Consider the following 16,045-nt stretch of genomic DNA (forward strand, 5'->3'; position numbering starts at 1 on the left):
GCGGTGCAGAACGGCCTCGGCCGCGGCCATGCCGGGCCTATTCGCAGGTGCATCGTTGCAGGCCACCCGGCAGTATGTGATGCAGGCCACGCAAATTGTGTCTCGCGATTCGAGATGGCGGTCGATCAGGTTGCCGTAGAAGGGGTTGCGGGCGCCAATTCGGCGCAGTAATCGGTGCGTTATGGCACGCGAATGGCACGCGGCCCCAAAATGGTCTAGACAACAAACAAGCCCCAGGCCACTGGCCTGGGGCTTTCACGTGGAGCGGGTGACGGGAATCGAACCCGCGCTCTGAGCTTGGGAAGCTCATGTTCTACCATTAAACTACACCCGCGTCATTCCGCCTCTTCCGAGAGCGGAACATCGTCGCACACTCTACCCCATCGCCGCCCCGCGGTGCATTTGGCATGTCCGGGTGGGTCGAGCCACGGCGGGGAGAGGGGATGGCGCGGGGGTGCGCCGGCCGCGGGATGCGGGTGTGCGGGGCGGGAGTTGGGGCGTACGGTGGGGGCTCGGAGTGCCGCGTGTGGTGGCGCCCAGTTCATCCCCTAATGTGGCTTTTGTTGTCCACGCAGTTGGGAGAGGGACTTGATGGAGCGCACCGTCGTACGTTGTGCCGAGGGCCACGTGTTCAGCACCGCTTCGTTCCCGATGCAGACCACCGACCGGCTCGGTCCCGGACGGCTGTTGCGCTGCCCGCGCTGTGCTCGGCTGCGGCATGCGGTGCCCGTCGAGCACGCGAAGCGGTAGTGATCAACCCGTAGTAGTGGTGGTGATCAGCGCGCAGCAGCGGTAGTGATCAGCGCGCGGCAGCGGTAGTGATCAGCCCGTAGCAGTGGGAGCGATCGACCCGTAGCAGTCGTGGTGATCGATCCGTAGCGGTGGCGATCTGCGTCGTCGGGCGCGAGTGGAATGATCGTCCGAGGGTGGTGGGCCCGGTCCCTGGTGGGACCGGGCCCTCGTCGTGCGGTGGGGGTGGTGCGGGCGCGTATCCTCGTCTGCGTGCTTCTCTCAGACAAGGACATCCGGGCCGAGATCGATGCCGGCCGGGTGCGCATCGACCCCTATGACGAGTCGATGGTGCAGCCGTCCAGTATCGACGTGCGTCTCGATCGCTACTTCCGGGTGTTCGAGAACCACCGCTACCCGCACATCGACCCCGCCGTCGAGCAGTCCGACCTGACCCGTGAGGTGGTCCCGGAGGGGGACGAGGCGTTCATCCTGCACCCGGGTGAGTTCGTGCTCGCCTCGACGTACGAGGTCATCACGCTGCCCGACGACCTCGCCTCGCGGCTGGAGGGCAAGAGCTCGCTCGGGCGGCTCGGGCTGCTGACGCATTCCACCGCCGGGTTCATCGACCCGGGGTTCAGCGGGCATGTGACGCTGGAGCTGAGCAACGTGGCCACGCTGCCGATCAAGCTGTGGCCGGGCATGAAGATCGGGCAGCTGTGCATGTTCCGGCTGACCTCGCCGGCCGAGCACCCGTACGGCAGTGAGCGGTACGGCTCCCGCTACCAGGGGCAGCGCGGCCCGACGCCGTCCCGGTCGTTCCGGAACTTCCACCGTTCGAAGGTGTGAGGCCGCCCGCGGCGGGGGCGCCGTGGGCCGGGCCGAGGTCGTCGGCCGAAGGCCAGGTCGTAGGTCGAAACAGAGAAGGTCTGAGAGAGATTCGTGAGTGACGTGCGGGAGAACCTGACGTACGAGCGGTTCGGCGGGGCGGTCCGCGAGCTGGCACAGACGATCGCGGACGACGGGTACGAGCCGGACATCGTGCTGTCGATCGCCCGGGGCGGCGTGTTCGTCGCGGGCGGTCTGGCGTACGCGCTGGACTGCAAGAACATCCACCTCGTGAACGTGGAGTTCTACACCGGCGTGGGGACCACCCTGGAGATGCCGGTCATGCTGGCGCCGGTCCCGAACGCGATCGACTTCTCGGAGAAGAAGGTGCTGATCGCCGATGACGTGGCCGACACCGGCAAGACGCTGAAGCTGGTGCGCGACTTCTGCCTGGAGACCGTGGCCGAGGTGCGCAGCGCGGTGATCTACGAGAAGTCGCACTCGCTGGTGAAGTGCGAGTACGTCTGGAAGCGCACGGACGACTGGATCAACTTCCCGTGGAGCGTCGAGCCGCCGGTGGTCCGGCGGGAGGGGCAGATCCTCGACGCGTGACCCGGTAAGTTCCTTATCGCACAAGGGAGTTGGCTTCGGCCGGCTCCCTTGTTGGTTGGGGGCGGTGCGTCGGTGTGCGCGCCGGCCTGTGTCCTGTGCGCGTCTTTCGGCCAATGGCGTTACCGGTGTTCCGCCGGGGCCTACTTGCGAGTACAACCCGCGGTAACAGCAGACCGGAGGGGAGGCCGCAGGATGCGTACGAGAGGCGTGAGACGGGCGGGGCACGGGTGGCGCGGGTTCGGTGGCTTACGGGGTGCGGTGGTGGGCTCGGCCGCGGCGCTGGGGGTGGTGTTCACCCTGGCGGCGGGCGGCGGGGCGAGTGCCGCCACCGGAGCCGCGAGCGGAAGCGGGCGGGCGACGATCACGGCCACCACACCGCTGTCGCCCGAGCTGGAGAGGATCCGGGCGCAGGAGGCGGTCAAGCTCTACGGGGACCCGGCCGAGCGGCCGCTCGCCGAGCGCAAGACCTCGCTGATCTCGCTGGGCGACAGCGAGATCTCCGGCGAGGGCGTCGGGACGTACGAGCCGGGGACCGACGGGCCCACCAACTGGTGCCACCGGTCCCCGGACGCGGCGATCCACCGCACCGGCATCGCGGCCGACGTCACGTACAACGTCGCGTGCTCGGGCGCGTCCAGCGGGAACATCGTCATCGGCGGCAGCAAGCAGTACGCCGATGAGCTGGTGCAGAGCGACAGCCTGGCGATCGCGGCCCGCAACACCCGGCTGAAGATGGTGCTCCTGATGGCCGGCGCCAACGACGACCTGCAGTTCGGGCCGGTGATGACGGACTGCGTGGAGCACTGGTTCCTGCTCCAGGGCACCTGCGAGCCGAAGTACCGGCCGGGGTGGCAGGCGCGGGTCGACGGCCTGGTGCCGAAGATCGAGCGGACGCTGAACGACCTGCGGACCGTGATGCGGAACGCGGGGTACGCGGACGGCGACTACCGGCTCGTGGTGATGTCGTACCCGAGCCCCATCGGGCCGGACGTGGAGGACAACCCGCACTTCCCCGGGAAGCTGCCGGGCGGCTGCACGGGCTACACCTCCGACGCCGGATGGGGGCGCAACACCGCCGTACCGGCCTTCGAACGCGGCGTCCGGAAGATCGCGCAGGACACCGGCGTGACCTACCTCGACGCCTCGCGGCTCTTCCACGGCCACGAGGTGTGCATGGAGGACACCTGGGCGCGCGGGCTGTACGTGAACCTCACCAACCCCTTCCCGCCCGACTCCAATTCGGTGCGGCAGTCCTTCCACCCCAACGCGCGCGGGCATGCGGCGTTCGCCTCCTGCCTGACCCAGCTGTACGCGGCGCCGGGACTGCGTGAGGCGTCCTGCACGGACCCGGCGAGCACCGGGCGGCCGAAGCTGTACCCGGGCGCCTGGGACGACGCGTACCGGCCGCTGCGGAACGCCGCCACCGGCAGCTGTGTGGACGCGACCGGCGGCGCCAGCCGCAACGGCACGGTGGTCGGCGGCTGGGACTGCAACGGCCAGCGCCACCAGGACTGGTGGTACGACGGTGACCAGCGGTCGGTGCACGTCGGACTGACCCAGGACCGGTGCCTGGACGTCCCGGGCGGACGGTACGAGCCGGGGGCCGGGCTGGTGCTGTGGAACTGCTCGGGCGCGGCCAACCAGCAGTTCGCCCGGCCGGCGGACGGCACGGTCCGGCCGGCCGCCGCGCAGTCGCTCTGCCTGACGCTGGACGGCGTGAAGGAGCCGCTGCGGCTGCGGGCGTGTGACGGGTCGACGGGGCAGCGGTTCGCGTAACGGCCGCTGCCGGTAGGCCGGCCGCACGCGGCGCCCCGTACGGCGAAGGGCCCGTCCCGGAGCGGAGTGCTCCGGGACGGGCCCCTGCCGTGTGGCCGGTCCGGGCCGTGGGCTACAGCGTGCCCAGTTTGAGCAGCGCCAGCAGCGCGACCAGCTGGATCGCGGAGGCGCCGAGCGCCTTCGGCCACGGCAGGTCGTGCGACTTGCTGACCATGGAGGTCAGGAGGTAGCCGGTGGCGAGCCAGGTCAGCCAGCCCAGGACCTGGACGAGCGCGGAGTCGCCGCCGAGGAACATCGCGAACAGCAGCCGGGGCGCGTCCGTGATCGTCATGATCAGCATGGCCAGGCCGATGGTCGGCTGCCAGGCACCGTCACCGCCGAGCTGGCGGGCCAGGGTGTGGGTGACCGCGCCCAGGATCAGGCTGCCGACGATGAACATCACGGCGGTGATCAGCACCCAGGGGATGCTGTTGGAGAGCGTGGCGTTCAGCACGTCCTCGCGGGCCTTGTCGAAGCCGAAGACCGCGAGCAGGCCGTAGACGAACGTGACGGTCAGGGCCGGGCCCCACACCTGGTGGTCCCGCATCTGCCAGAACGTCGGGTCGGGACGCAGCACGATGCCGGACAGCAGCTGCTTCCAGTGCAGCCGGGGGCCGGCCGGCGGGGCGGAGGACTGGCCGGCGCGGTACGTGCCGCCGTCGGCGTACTCACCGTCGGCCGGGCCGTTGCCGTACTGATCGGGGTACCCGCCGTACGCGTCCGGGGCCTCGCCGATGCTGAACTGCCGGGTGCTGCCGGGGTTGTTGTCGCCGCCGTACGGTGCGTAGCCGGCGCCGCCGGCGTCGCCGAAGTACTCGGGCTCGCCGTACTGCTGCGGCTGCCCCTGCGGGCCGCTGCCGTACTGCTGCCACTGCCCGTGCGGTGGCGGCGCGGCCTGCTGTCCGTACGGCCCCTGCTGCCCGTACGGCGCCTGCTGCGCCTGTCCCTGGTGCCCCTGCTGTCCGTTCTGCGCGGGGCGGGCGTCCCGTCCGCGACCCATCCTGAATCCAGCCACGCCTTCGAAAGTACCTGGTCCCCGGGGGCCGGGTGGCCGAGTGGGGAGATGGGGGTGCGTTTGGGGCTGAGCTGTGACAGTCCGCAGTTCGCTGCGCTTGGCTGTCGGCCCACGTACTCGGCTGCGGCGCCGTGCCGGGAAAAGCTGAGTGGGGGTGCGCGTGATTGCTCACGTGCACCCCCACTCGGGGTTTTCCTCAAGGTTCTTCAGGTGTGGGCTACTTCACCGGCTCGGGCTCCGGCTCGTTCGCCGTTTCCGGCTCGTCCGTCGGGTCGGTGGGCGTCTTGACGGAGTCCAGCAGGAGCTGGGCGACGTCAACGACCTGGATGGATTCCTTCGCCTTGCCGTCGTTCTTCTTGCCGTTGACCGAGTCGGTGAGCATGACCAGGCAGAAGGGGCAGGCGGTGGAGACGATGTCGGGGTTGAGGGAGAGGGCTTCGTCGACGCGTTCGTTGTTGATGCGCTTGCCGATGCGCTCTTCCATCCACATGCGGGCACCGCCGGCGCCGCAGCAGAAGCCGCGCTCCTTGTGGCGGTGCATCTCCTCGTTCCGCAGGCCCGGCACCTTGGCGATGATCTCGCGCGGCGGGGTGTAGACCTTGTTGTGGCGGCCCAGGTAGCAGGGGTCGTGGTAGGTGATCAGGCCCTCGACCGGGGTGACGGGGATGAGCTTGCCCTCGTCGATGAGGTGCTGCAGCAGCTGCGTGTGGTGGATGACCTCGAACTCGCCGCCCAGCTGGGGGTACTCGTTCGCGATGGTGTTGAAGCAGTGCGGGCAGGTCGCGACGATCTTCTTCTTGGACTTCGGCTTCTTCGTCGACTCGTCCTCCGAGTCCTCGCCGAAGGCCATGTTCAGCATCTCGACGTTCTGCTGACCGAGCTGCTGGAAGAGGAACTCGTTGCCCAGGCGGCGGGCCGAGTCACCGGTGCACGCCTCGTCGCCACCCATGATGGCGAACTTCACGCCCGCGATGTGGAGGAGTTCGGCGAAGGCCTTGGTGGTCTTCTTGGCGCGGTCCTCCAGGGCTCCGGCGCAGCCGACCCAGTACAGGTACTCGACCTCGGTGAGGTCCTCGATGTCCTTGCCGACGACCGGGACCTCGAAGTCGACCTCCTTGGTCCAGGCGAGGCGCTGCTTCTTGGCCAGGCCCCAGGGGTTGCCCTTCTTCTCCAGGTTCTTGAGCATGGTGCCGGCTTCGGAGGGGAAGCTGGACTCGATCATGACCTGGTAGCGGCGCATGTCGACGATGTGGTCGACGTGCTCGATGTCGACCGGGCACTGCTCGACGCAGGCACCGCAGGTGGTGCAGGACCACAGCACGTCCGGGTCGATGACGCCGTTCTCCTCCAGCGTCCCGATCAGCGGGCGCTCGGCCTCGGCCAGCGCCGACGCGGGCACGTCCTTGAGCTGCTCCTCGGTGGCCTGCTCCGTGCCCTCCATGTCCTTGCCGCCGCCGGCGAGCAGGTAGGGGGCCTTGGCGTGCGAGTGGTCGCGCAGGGCCATGATCAGCAGCTTGGGGGAGAGCGGCTTGCCGGTGTTCCACGCGGGGCACTGCGACTGGCAGCGGCCGCACTCGGTGCAGGTGGAGAAGTCCAGCAGGCCCTTCCAGGAGAAGTGCTCGATCTGGGAGACGCCGAACTGGTCGTCCTCGCCCGGGTCCTCGAAGTCGATCGGCTTGCCCGCCGAGGTCATCGGCTGCAGCGCGCCCAGGGCGACGTCGCCGTCGGCCTCGCGCTTGAACCAGATGTTGGGGAAGGCCAGGAAGCGGTGCCAGGCGATGCTCATGTCGGTGTTGAGGCCGACCGTGATCGCCCACGTCATCGTCACGCCGAGCTTGATCATGGCGACGAAGTAGGTCAGGTTCTGCAGGGTGCCGAGGCTGAGCCCCTTGAACGCCGCGACGAGGGGGTACGAGGCGAAGTACGCGGGCTCGTAACCGTCGACGTGGTGCAGGGCGCCTTCGAGGCCGCGCAGCGTCATGATGGCCAGACCGATGACGAGGATGACGTACTCGACGAAGTACGCCTGCCAGGCGGTCGAACCGGCGAAGCGGGATTTGCGGCCGGCCCGCGAGGGCAGGTTCATCAGCCGGATCGCGATCAGCACGATGATGCCGAGCGTGGTGGCCGTACCGATGAACTCGGTGTAGAGCTCGTACGGCAGCCAGTTGCCGATGACCGGCAGCACCCAGTCGGCCTTGAAGAGCTGGCCGTAGGCGTTGACGATCGTCAGCCCCAGAGTGAGGAAGCCGACGGCGACGAACCAGTGGGCGATGCCGATGACACCCCACTTGTTCATACGTGTGTGGCCGACGAACTCTTTGCCGAGGGTGATCGTGCGCTGCTTCGGGTCGTCGGTGCGGGTGCCCGCCGGAACCGGCGAACCGAGCCGGAAGAACCGGATGAACCGGGCGATGGCTCGGCCGACGAGCGCAACACCGACTGCCGTGAGGACCAGCACCACGATGATCGCGGCGAGTTGCATTGGGGGCTCCTCGAACCTGCGAGAGCGGAATTACTAAGCAGTAACTTTTTGGGTCTGACGCTGAGGTTACCCATTCTCCCCGGTGCCATGAAGGCGCGCGGCCGGTGATCTGTGTCGCGCAGGCAACCCTGCGTCGCGGGTGGACGTCCTCGGGGAGGGCCGGGTGACGATAAGGGCGACATAAAAGTTGAGTGGGCTCGACTCAGCTCTGTTGACAGGTTTTTCTTGGTGTTGCACTCTTGAGCCTGTTCCACTCAAGTCAGCTGGAGGAATCGAAATGGCACGTGCGGTCGGCATCGACCTGGGCACGACGAACTCCGTCGTCAGTGTTCTTGAAGGCGGTGAGCCCACCGTCATCACCAACGCCGAGGGCGCCAGGACCACGCCGTCCGTCGTCGCTTTCGCGAAGAACGGCGAGGTGCTGGTCGGCGAGGTCGCCAAGCGCCAGGCGGTCACCAACGTCGACAGGACCATCCGGTCGGTCAAGCGCCACATGGGCACCGACTGGAAGATCGGCATTGACGGCAAGGACTTCAACCCGCAGCAGATGAGCGCCTTCATCCTGCAGAAGCTCAAGCGGGATGCAGAGGCGTACCTGGGCGAGAAGGTCGTCGACGCGGTCATCACCGTTCCGGCCTACTTCAACGACTCCGAGCGCCAGGCCACCAAGGAGGCCGGTGAGATCGCGGGCCTCAACGTCCTGCGCATCGTCAACGAGCCCACCGCGGCCGCCCTGGCCTACGGCCTGGAGAAGGACGACCAGACCATTCTGGTCTTCGACCTCGGTGGCGGCACCTTCGACGTCTCGCTGCTGGAGATCGGCGACGGCGTCGTCGAGGTGAAGGCCACCAACGGTGACAACCACCTCGGTGGTGACGACTGGGACCAGCGCGTCGTCGACTACCTGGTCAAGCAGTTCCAGAACGGCCACGGCGTCGACCTGTCCAAGGACAAGATGGCGCTGCAGCGTCTGCGCGAGGCCGCCGAGAAGGCGAAGATCGAGCTGTCGTCGTCCACCGAGACGACGATCAACCTGCCGTACATCACCGCCTCGGCCGAGGGCCCGCTGCACCTGGACGAGAAGCTCACCCGCTCGCAGTTCCAGCAGCTGACCGCGGACCTCCTGGAGCGCTGCAAGACCCCGTTCCACAACGTGATCAAGGACGCCGGCATCCAGCTGGCCGAGATCGACCACGTGGTCCTGGTCGGCGGTTCGACCCGTATGCCGGCCGTCGCCGAGCTCGTCAAGGAGCTGACCGGCGGCAAGGACGCCAACAAGGGCGTCAACCCGGACGAGGTCGTGGCCATCGGCGCCACCCTGCAGGCCGGTGTCCTCAAGGGTGAGGTCAAGGACGTCCTCCTGCTGGACGTCACCCCGCTGTCCCTGGGCATCGAGACCAAGGGCGGCATCATGACCAAGCTCATCGAGCGGAACACGACGATCCCGACCAAGCGGTCCGAGATCTTCACCACCGCCGAGGACAACCAGCCGTCCGTGCAGATCCAGGTCTACCAGGGCGAGCGCGAGATCGCGGCGTACAACAAGAAGCTCGGGATGTTCGAGCTGACCGGTCTGCCGCCGGCCCCGCGTGGCGTCCCGCAGATCGAGGTCTCCTTCGACATCGACGCCAACGGCATCATGCACGTGACCGCGAAGGACCTGGGCACGGGCAAGGAGCAGAAGATGACCGTCACCGGCCGCCGAGGCCCGCAACCAGGGCGAGCAGCTCGTCTACCAGACCGAGAAGTTCCTCAAGGACAACGAGGACAAGGTCCCCGCTGAGGTCAAGACCGAGGTCGAGGAAGCCGTCACCGAGCTGAAGGAGAAGCTCAAGGGCGAGGACACCGCGGAGATCCGCACCGCCACCGAGAAGGTCGCGGCCGTCTCCCAGAAGCTCGGCCAGGCCATGTACGCCGACGCCCAGGCCGCGCAGGGCGCCGAGGGTGCTCCGGCCGGTGACCAGGCCAAGGCCGACGCCGCCGACGACGTCGTGGACGCCGAGATCGTCGACGACGAGAAGCCCAAGAAGGACGGTGCCGCGTGACGGAGGAGACCCCGGGCTTTGAAGAGAAGCCCGACGTCCCCTCTGACGCCGCAACCCCCGAAGACGCGGCGCAGGAGGCCGAGTCCGCCGACAAGGCGGGCTCGGCCCCGGCCGGGGACGTACAGGACGTAGCGCTCCAGGCGCAGCTGGACCAGGTGCGTACGGCGCTCAACGAGCGCACGGCGGACCTCCAGCGGCTCCAGGCGGAGTACCAGAACTACCGTCGTCGGGTGGAACGGGACCGGGTCGCGGTCAAGGAGATCGCGGTGGCGAACCTCCTGTCCGAGCTCCTTCCCGTGCTCGACGACGTCGGCCGGGCGCGTGAACACGGCGAGCTGGTCGGCGGCTTCAAGTCGGTCGCCGAGTCGCTGGAAACCGTGGTCGCCAAGCTCGGTCTGCAGCAGTTCGGCAAGGAGGGCGAGCCCTTCGACCCGACGATCCACGAGGCCCTGATGCACTCGTACGCGCCCGACGTCACGGAGACGACGTGCGTGGCGATTCTGCAGCCCGGGTATCGCATCGGTGAGCGAACGATCCGCCCCGCGCGGGTCGCCGTCGCCGAACCGCAGCCGGGCGCGCAGAGCGCCAAGTCCGGATCGGATGACGACGCCAAGGGTGCCAAGGCTTCGGACGAGGAGAGCGGTGGCCCGGAAGAGGGCTGACGTGGGGACAAATAGAAGAACCGCGCGGGAGGAGGGACGTCGAGGATGAGCACCAAGGACTTCGTCGAGAAGGACTATTACAAGGTCCTCGGCGTCCCGAAGGACGCCACCGAAGCGGAGATCAAGAAGGCGTACCGCAAGCTGGCCCGGGAGAACCACCCGGACGCCAACAAGGGCGACGCCAAGGCCGAGGAGCGCTTCAAGGAGATCTCCGAGGCCAATGACGTCCTGGGGGACGCCAAGCGCCGCAAGGAGTACGACGAGGCGCGCGCGCTGTTCGGCAACGGCGGCTTCCGGCCGGGGCCGGGCGGTGGCGGCAGCTTCAACTTCGACCTGGGCGACCTGTTCGGGGGATCGGCCGGGGGCGGCGGTGCCGGCGGCTTCGGCGGCGGGCTCGGCGACGTCTTCGGCGGTCTGTTCAACCGCGGCGGTGCCACGGGTACGCGTACCCAGCCGCGGCGCGGCCAGGACGTCGAGTCCGAGGTGACGCTGAGCTTCACCGAGGCGGTCGACGGGGCCACGGTCCCGCTGCGGATGTCCAGCCAGGCGGCCTGCAAGGCATGTTCGGGCACCGGCGACAAAAACGGTACGCCTCGGGTCTGCCCGACGTGTGTCGGCACCGGCCAGGTCAGCCGGGGCGCGGGCGGCGGCTTCTCGCTCACCGACCCGTGCGCCGACTGCAAGGGCCGCGGCCTGATCGCGCAGGACCCGTGCGACGTCTGCAAGGGCAGCGGACGGGCCACCAGCGCGCGCACGATGCAGGTCCGCATCCCCGCGGGCGTCTCCGACGGGCAGCGGATCCGGCTGCGCGGCAAGGGCGCTCCCGGTGAGCGGGGCGGCCCGGCCGGCGACCTGTACGTGGTCGTGCACGTCGGCGCCCACCCGGTCTTCGGCCGCAAGGGCGACAACCTCACCGTCACGGTGCCGGTCACCTTCCCGGAGGCGGCGCTCGGCGGCGAGGTGAAGGTGCCGACGCTGGGCGGCCCGCCGGTGACGCTGAAGGTGCCGGCCGGCACTCCCAACGGACGCACGATGCGGGCCCGGGGCAAGGGCGCGGCCCGCAAGGACGGCACCCGGGGTGATCTGCTGGTCACCATCGAGGTCGTCGTTCCCCAGGACCTCAGCGACGAGGCGAGGGAAGCGCTGGAGTCCTATCGCGAGGCGACCGCGGGGGCCGACCCGCGGGCGGAGCTGTTCCAGGCCGCGAAGGGAGCTTGAGATGGAGAGCCGGGGCGGGCAGCGTCGTAACCCGTATGAACTGACCGAAGAGTCGCCGGTGTACGTCATCTCCGTCGCGGCTCAGCTCTCCGGCCTGCATCCGCAGACCCTTCGGCAGTACGACCGGCTGGGGCTGGTCTCGCCCGACCGCACGGCCGGGCGGGGCCGCCGCTACTCCGCCCGGGACATCGAGCTGCTCCGCACGGTGCAGCAGCTGTCCCAGGACGAGGGCATCAACCTCGCCGGCATCAAACGCATCATCGAGCTGGAGAACCAGGTCGCGGCCCTGCAGCAGCGGATCGCCGAGCTGCAGGGCGCCCTGGAGGGCGCGGCCAGCGCGATGCAGCAGCGGGAGGCCGCGGTGCACGCCTCCTATCGGCGCGATCTGGTGCCCTATCAGGACGTGCAGCAGACCAGCGCGCTGGTGGTGTGGCGGCCGAAGCGGTCCGACTGACGGGCGCCGCGTCCGGCGGTTTCACGGCCGAGGGCCGGGGTGGTGACGACCGCCCCGGCCCTCGGTCGTGTCCGGTGCGGGCCGCACGGGCGTGCCGGGCCGGGAGCGGCCCCGGCGGGGCGCTCAGCTGCCGTTGTAGCCCGCCGTCGGCATCGACAGCCGGCGGTGTACCTGTGACTTCATCGCGAGCGTGTAGACCGGCTCGTCGAGGTCGGCGGTCTCCAGCCGGACGCCGGCCGCCGCGCAGCGGGCGCTGAACTCGTCGGCGCCGTCGATGGCGTTCTCCAGCGCCCGCCGATTGGGCGTCACGAACACGTCGACCAGGCCCTTTTCGACGTCGCGCCACAGCGCGCTGTGGTCGGCGCGCAGGTGATGCAGGGTGAGCTGGCAGGTCAGGTGGTAATCACGGGCCGCCGCCCACTGCTTGCACATGTCGTGCTGGCTGCGGTCGTCGACCAGGAACGGGTCCTCGTCCAGCTCGGACAGCGGCATCAGGCAGGCGATCGCCGTCACTCGGACCGAGTTCATCGTGCCCTCCGGTGCGTGGCGACTGTGGGGGCGACGATACCCCCGAGGGCGGCCCGTGGTGGAGGGGCTGTACCGGGTGGCGAGGCGTATCCGCAGGCGTGGCAGATCTTCCAGCCGTCCTGGTTGACCGCGAGCTGGCCGCCGCAGCGCGGACAGAGCTCGGCGTGCGGGCAGGGACGGGCGGGGTGCGGACGGCGCGGAACGGTCGTCACGATGCGCAAAGCCGACGCCATGGCGCCTCCAGCTGCCTTCTTCCGGCCGGGACGACGCCGAAGTTGCCCGTCGTTGTCCGGTGCTGTTCGGTCCCCGTCGTACTTGGGTACCAGGTGACGTGGTGACACCGGATGCGGAGGATCCGTTTTCGGACAGGTCTGGACCAGAGCGCTCTCGGGCGCTCAGGCCCGTCCCATGGCCCTGGTCACCGCGATCTCGATCATGACCCGATCGGGGTTGGGGGCCGGCGTCCGCCCGTACCGCTCGGCGTACCGCGCGACGGCATCGGCCACCACCTCGGTCTCGGTCCGCACCCGCGCGACGCCCTCCAGGGTCGCCCAGCGGCCCCGGTCGACCTGGCACACCGCGACCCGCGCCCCGTCCGGCCCGGCGGCGAGCACGTTCTTGACCTTGGTGCTGTCCTTGCGGGTGATGACCCGCGCGATCCGCTGCCCGGCGTCGTAGGTGACCCCCACCGGAACGACGTGCGGCGTCCCGTCGGGCCGCGGCGTGGTGAGCGTCGGCATCAGGTACTCGCCCCAGAAGGCGAGGTACTCGGGACTGAGGGCGCTGAGGTCGTGGGCCATGGGCGTCAGGGTAATTGGGGGGGCAGGGTGGGGGAGCGCCGGTGCCCGGATCGGGCCGGAGCGGGCTTGAGTGGAATAGACTCAACTTATCGCATGTTGGCATAGGCAGGATGGGCTCAGGGCACGTGCGCCAGTACCGGGTACGGGCACGAGTACGAGGAGGATCACAAGGCCGTGGACGCCGAGCTGACCAACAAGAGCCGGGAGGCGCTGAGCGCCGCCAACGAGCGGGCGATCACCGCCGGGCACGCGGACATGACGTCCGCGCATCTTCTGCTCGCGCTGCTGGCCGGGCAGGACAACGAGAACATCATGGACCTGCTGGCCGCCGTGGAGGCGGACGCCGCCGCGCTGCGCAACGGTGCCGAGCGCCTGCTCGCGGGGCTGCCCAGCGCGCAGGGCTCGACGGTCGCCCCGCCGCAGCCGGACCGCGAGCTGCTGACCGCCATCGCGGACGCCACCCAGCGGGCCAGGGACCTCGGGGACGACTACGTCTCCACCGAGCACCTGCTGATCGGGATCGCCGCCAAGGGCGGGCGCACCGGCGAGCTGCTGGAGCAGCAGGGCGCCTCCGCCAAGACGCTGCTGGCCGCCTTCGAGGCGACGCGCGGCGGGCAGCGGGTGACCAACCCCGACCCGGAGGGCACGTACAAGGCGCTGGAGAAGTTCGGTACGGACTTCACCGCGGCCGCCCGCGAGGGCAAGCTCGACCCGGTCATCGGCCGGGACCACGAGATCCGGCGGGTGGTGCAGGTGCTCTCCCGCCGTACGAAGAACAACCCGGTGCTGATCGGCGAGCCGGGCGTCGGCAAGACCGCCGTCGTCGAGGGGCTGGCGCAGCGGATCGTCAAGGGCGACGTGCCCGAGTCGCTGCGCAACAAGCGGCTGGTCGCGCTGGACCTGGGGGCGATGGTCGCGGGCGCGAAGTACCGCGGTGAGTTCGAGGAGCGGCTGAAGACCGTCCTTGCGGAGATCAAGTCCAGCGAGGGCCAGATCATCACCTTCATCGACGAGCTGCACACCGTCGTCGGCGCGGGCGCCGGCGGGGACTCGTCGATGGACGCGGGCAACATGCTCAAGCCCATGCTGGCCCGTGGTGAGCTGCGGATGGTCGGTGCGACCACGCTCGACGAGTACCGCGAGCGGATCGAGAAGGACGCCGCGCTGGAGCGGCGCTTCCAGCAGGTGCTGGTCGCCGAGCCGACCGTCGAGGACACGGTGGCGATCCTGCGCGGCCTCAAGGGCCGCTACGAGGCACACCACAAGGTGCAGATCGCCGACTCCGCGCTGGTCGCCGCGGCCACCCTCTCCGACCGCTACATCACCTCCCGCTTCCTGCCGGACAAGGCGATCGACCTGGTCGACGAGGCCGCGTCCCGGCTCCGGATGGAGATCGACTCCTCGCCCGTGGAGATCGACGAGCTCCAGCGCGCCGTCGACCGCCTCAAGATGGAGGAGCTGGCGCTGCGCAACGAGACCGACGCCGGCTCCCTCGCGCGCCTGGAGAAGCTGCGCAAGGACCTCGCCGACAAGGAGGAGGAGCTGCGCGGACTGACCGCCCGGTGGGAGAAGGAGAAGCAGAGCCTCAACCGCGTCGGTGAGCTGAAGGAGAAGCTCGACGAACTGCGCGGTCAGGCCGAGCGCGCCCAGCGGGACGGCGACTTCGACACCGCGTCCAAGCTGCTCTACGGCGAGATCCCGGGCGTCGAGCGGGAGCTGGAGGAGGCCGCGGCCGCCGAGGCCGTGCAGGAGGCCGCCAAGGAATCCATGGTCAAGGAGGAGGTCGGCCCGGACGACATCGCGGACGTGGTCGGCTCCTGGACCGGCATCCCGGCCGGCCGCCTCCTGGAGGGCGAGACCCAGAAGCTGCTCCGTATGGAGGAGGAGATCGGCAAGCGGCTGATCGGCCAGAACGAGGCCGTCCGCTCGGTGTCGGACGCGGTCCGCCGCACCCGCGCCGGGATCGCCGACCCGGACCGGCCCACCGGCTCGTTCCTCTTCCTCGGCCCGACCGGCGTCGGCAAGACCGAGCTGGCCAAGGCGCTCGCCGACTTCCTCTTCGACGACGAGCGGGCGATGGTCCGGATCGACATGTCGGAGTACGGCGAGAAGCACAGCGTCGCCCGCCTGGTCGGCGCGCCGCCCGGTTACGTGGGCTACGAGGAGGGCGGCCAGCTGACGGAGGCGGTCCGCCGCCGCCCGTACAGCGTGATCCTGCTCGACGAGGTGGAGAAGGCGCACACCGAGGTCTTCGACGTCCTGCTCCAGGTGCTCGACGACGGCCGGCTCACGGACGGCCAGGGCCGCACGGTCGACTTCCGGAACACCATCCTGATCCTCACCTCCAACCTGGGCTCCGTCTTCCTGATGGACCCGCTGCTGAAGGAGGAGGAGAAGAAGCAGAAGGTGCTGGAGACCGTCCGCGCGTCCTTCCGGCCCGAATTCCTCAACCGGCTCGACGACGTGGTGGTCTTCCACCCGCTCGGCACGGAACAGCTGCAGCGGATCGCCCGGCTCCAGCTGGACCACCTCCAGCACCGGCTCGGCGACCGCAGGCTCACCCTGGACGTCACCGACCGCGCCCTGGACTGGCTCGCCTGGCTCGGCCACGAACCGGCCATCGACGCACCCGCGCCCGACCTGTCGTACGGTGCCCGGCCGCTGCGCCGCCTGGTGCAGACGGCCATCGGCGACCAGCTCGCCCGGGCCATCCTGGCCGGCGAGGTGCTCGACGGCGACACCGTACGGGTGGACGTGGACGGCGACGGGGAGCGGCTGACGGTGGCGGCCACCGGGCACGCCGCGGCCTGAGCCGGGGCCGGCCCGGGTGGGGGATCGCCCGCCCGGGCCGCCG

General features: G+C 69.5%; 11 protein-coding genes, 1 tRNA gene and 1 pseudogene. 8 read left to right on the forward strand and 5 right to left on the reverse strand.

Features of this window, described 5'->3' with window-relative positions:
* Positions 1-260: 260 nt before the first annotated feature.
* Positions 261-334, reverse strand: a tRNA-Gly gene (locus IG62_RS0129400).
* Between the two features lie 668 nt (positions 335-1,002).
* On the opposite strand from IG62_RS0129400, the gene dcd reads away from it, so the two are divergent.
* The 3 genes from dcd to IG62_RS0129420 all read left to right on the forward strand — a co-directional run bounded on the left by dcd (position 1,003) and on the right by IG62_RS0129420 (position 3,945).
* Positions 1,003-1,578, forward strand: a complete 576-nt coding sequence (gene dcd, locus IG62_RS0129410) for a dCTP deaminase (RefSeq protein WP_030809865.1) — start codon at positions 1,003-1,005, stop codon at positions 1,576-1,578.
* Between the two features lie 93 nt (positions 1,579-1,671).
* Complete coding sequence (locus IG62_RS0129415; RefSeq protein WP_078872318.1) at positions 1,672-2,169, forward strand: phosphoribosyltransferase; 498 nt, start codon at positions 1,672-1,674, stop codon at positions 2,167-2,169.
* Between the two features lie 207 nt (positions 2,170-2,376).
* Positions 2,377-3,945 (forward strand): ricin-type beta-trefoil lectin domain protein, encoded by a 1,569-nt coding sequence (locus IG62_RS0129420; RefSeq protein ID WP_420711127.1) that lies wholly within the window; start codon positions 2,377-2,379, stop codon positions 3,943-3,945.
* Positions 3,946-4,057: 112 nt separating this feature from the next.
* Here the strand turns inward: IG62_RS0129420 and IG62_RS0129425 are convergent, their stop codons facing one another.
* On the reverse strand, positions 4,058-4,984 hold the full coding sequence (locus IG62_RS0129425) for a Yip1 family protein (RefSeq protein WP_030809874.1): 927 nt from the start codon (positions 4,982-4,984) through the stop codon (positions 4,058-4,060).
* Positions 4,985-5,216: 232 nt separating this feature from the next.
* Complete coding sequence (locus IG62_RS0129430) at positions 5,217-7,484, reverse strand: (Fe-S)-binding protein (RefSeq protein WP_030809877.1); 2,268 nt, start codon at positions 7,482-7,484, stop codon at positions 5,217-5,219.
* A gap of 277 nt (positions 7,485-7,761) precedes the next feature.
* On the opposite strand from IG62_RS0129430, the pseudogene dnaK reads away from it, so the two are divergent.
* The 4 genes and pseudogenes from dnaK (at position 7,762) to IG62_RS0129450 (ending at position 11,863) form a co-directional block, all read left to right on the forward strand.
* Positions 7,762-9,529 (forward strand): annotated as a pseudogene (gene dnaK, locus IG62_RS42455) (molecular chaperone DnaK).
* Positions 9,526-10,191: a nucleotide exchange factor GrpE gene (gene grpE / locus IG62_RS0129440; protein ID WP_030809880.1), complete on the forward strand. Its 666-nt coding sequence runs from the start codon at positions 9,526-9,528 to the stop codon at positions 10,189-10,191. The pseudogene dnaK and the gene grpE overlap by 4 nt, the downstream one beginning before the upstream one ends.
* A 45-nt stretch (positions 10,192-10,236) precedes the next feature.
* Positions 10,237-11,409 (forward strand): molecular chaperone DnaJ, encoded by a 1,173-nt coding sequence (dnaJ, locus tag IG62_RS0129445; protein ID WP_030809883.1) that lies wholly within the window; start codon positions 10,237-10,239, stop codon positions 11,407-11,409.
* 1 nt (position 11,410) lies between these two features.
* Positions 11,411-11,863: a heat shock protein transcriptional repressor HspR gene (locus IG62_RS0129450; protein WP_030809886.1), complete on the forward strand. Its 453-nt coding sequence runs from the start codon at positions 11,411-11,413 to the stop codon at positions 11,861-11,863.
* 123 nt (positions 11,864-11,986) lie between these two features.
* On the opposite strand, the gene IG62_RS0129455 is transcribed toward IG62_RS0129450, so the two are convergent.
* Positions 11,987-12,391, reverse strand: coding sequence for a hypothetical protein (locus IG62_RS0129455; RefSeq protein WP_030809889.1), 405 nt, complete (start codon positions 12,389-12,391; stop codon positions 11,987-11,989).
* Positions 12,392-12,786: 395 nt separating this feature from the next.
* Entirely contained in the window at positions 12,787-13,191 is a 405-nt protein-coding gene (locus tag IG62_RS0129460; RefSeq protein ID WP_030809890.1) for a pyridoxamine 5'-phosphate oxidase family protein, read from the reverse strand.
* Between the two features lie 174 nt (positions 13,192-13,365).
* Here IG62_RS0129460 and clpB point away from each other — a divergent pair, with 174 nt between their 5' ends.
* Positions 13,366-16,002, forward strand: a complete 2,637-nt coding sequence (gene clpB, locus IG62_RS0129465; RefSeq protein ID WP_030809893.1) for an ATP-dependent chaperone ClpB — start codon at positions 13,366-13,368, stop codon at positions 16,000-16,002.
* Positions 16,003-16,045 lie beyond the last annotated feature (43 nt).

The organism is Streptomyces sp. NRRL S-337, from assembly GCF_000720175.1.
Taxonomy (GTDB): Bacteria; Actinomycetota; Actinomycetes; order Streptomycetales; family Streptomycetaceae; genus Streptomyces; species Streptomyces siderophoricus.

What these genes read in the sequence shown, in the direction of transcription:
- IG62_RS0129425 (WP_030809874.1), bottom strand. Translation starts at nt 4,984, where the DNA reads ATGGGTCGCGGACGGGACGCCCGCCCCGCGCAGAACGGACAGCAGGGG.
- IG62_RS0129430 (WP_030809877.1), bottom strand. Translation starts at nt 7,484, where the DNA reads ATGCAACTCGCCGCGATCATCGTGGTGCTGGTCCTCACGGCAGTCGGT.
- dnaJ (WP_030809883.1), top strand. Translation starts at nt 10,237, where the DNA reads ATGAGCACCAAGGACTTCGTCGAGAAGGACTATTACAAGGTCCTCGGC.
- IG62_RS0129450 (WP_030809886.1), top strand. Translation starts at nt 11,411, where the DNA reads ATGGAGAGCCGGGGCGGGCAGCGTCGTAACCCGTATGAACTGACCGAA.
- IG62_RS0129455 (WP_030809889.1), bottom strand. Translation starts at nt 12,391, where the DNA reads ATGAACTCGGTCCGAGTGACGGCGATCGCCTGCCTGATGCCGCTGTCC.
- IG62_RS0129460 (WP_030809890.1), bottom strand. Translation starts at nt 13,191, where the DNA reads ATGGCCCACGACCTCAGCGCCCTCAGTCCCGAGTACCTCGCCTTCTGG.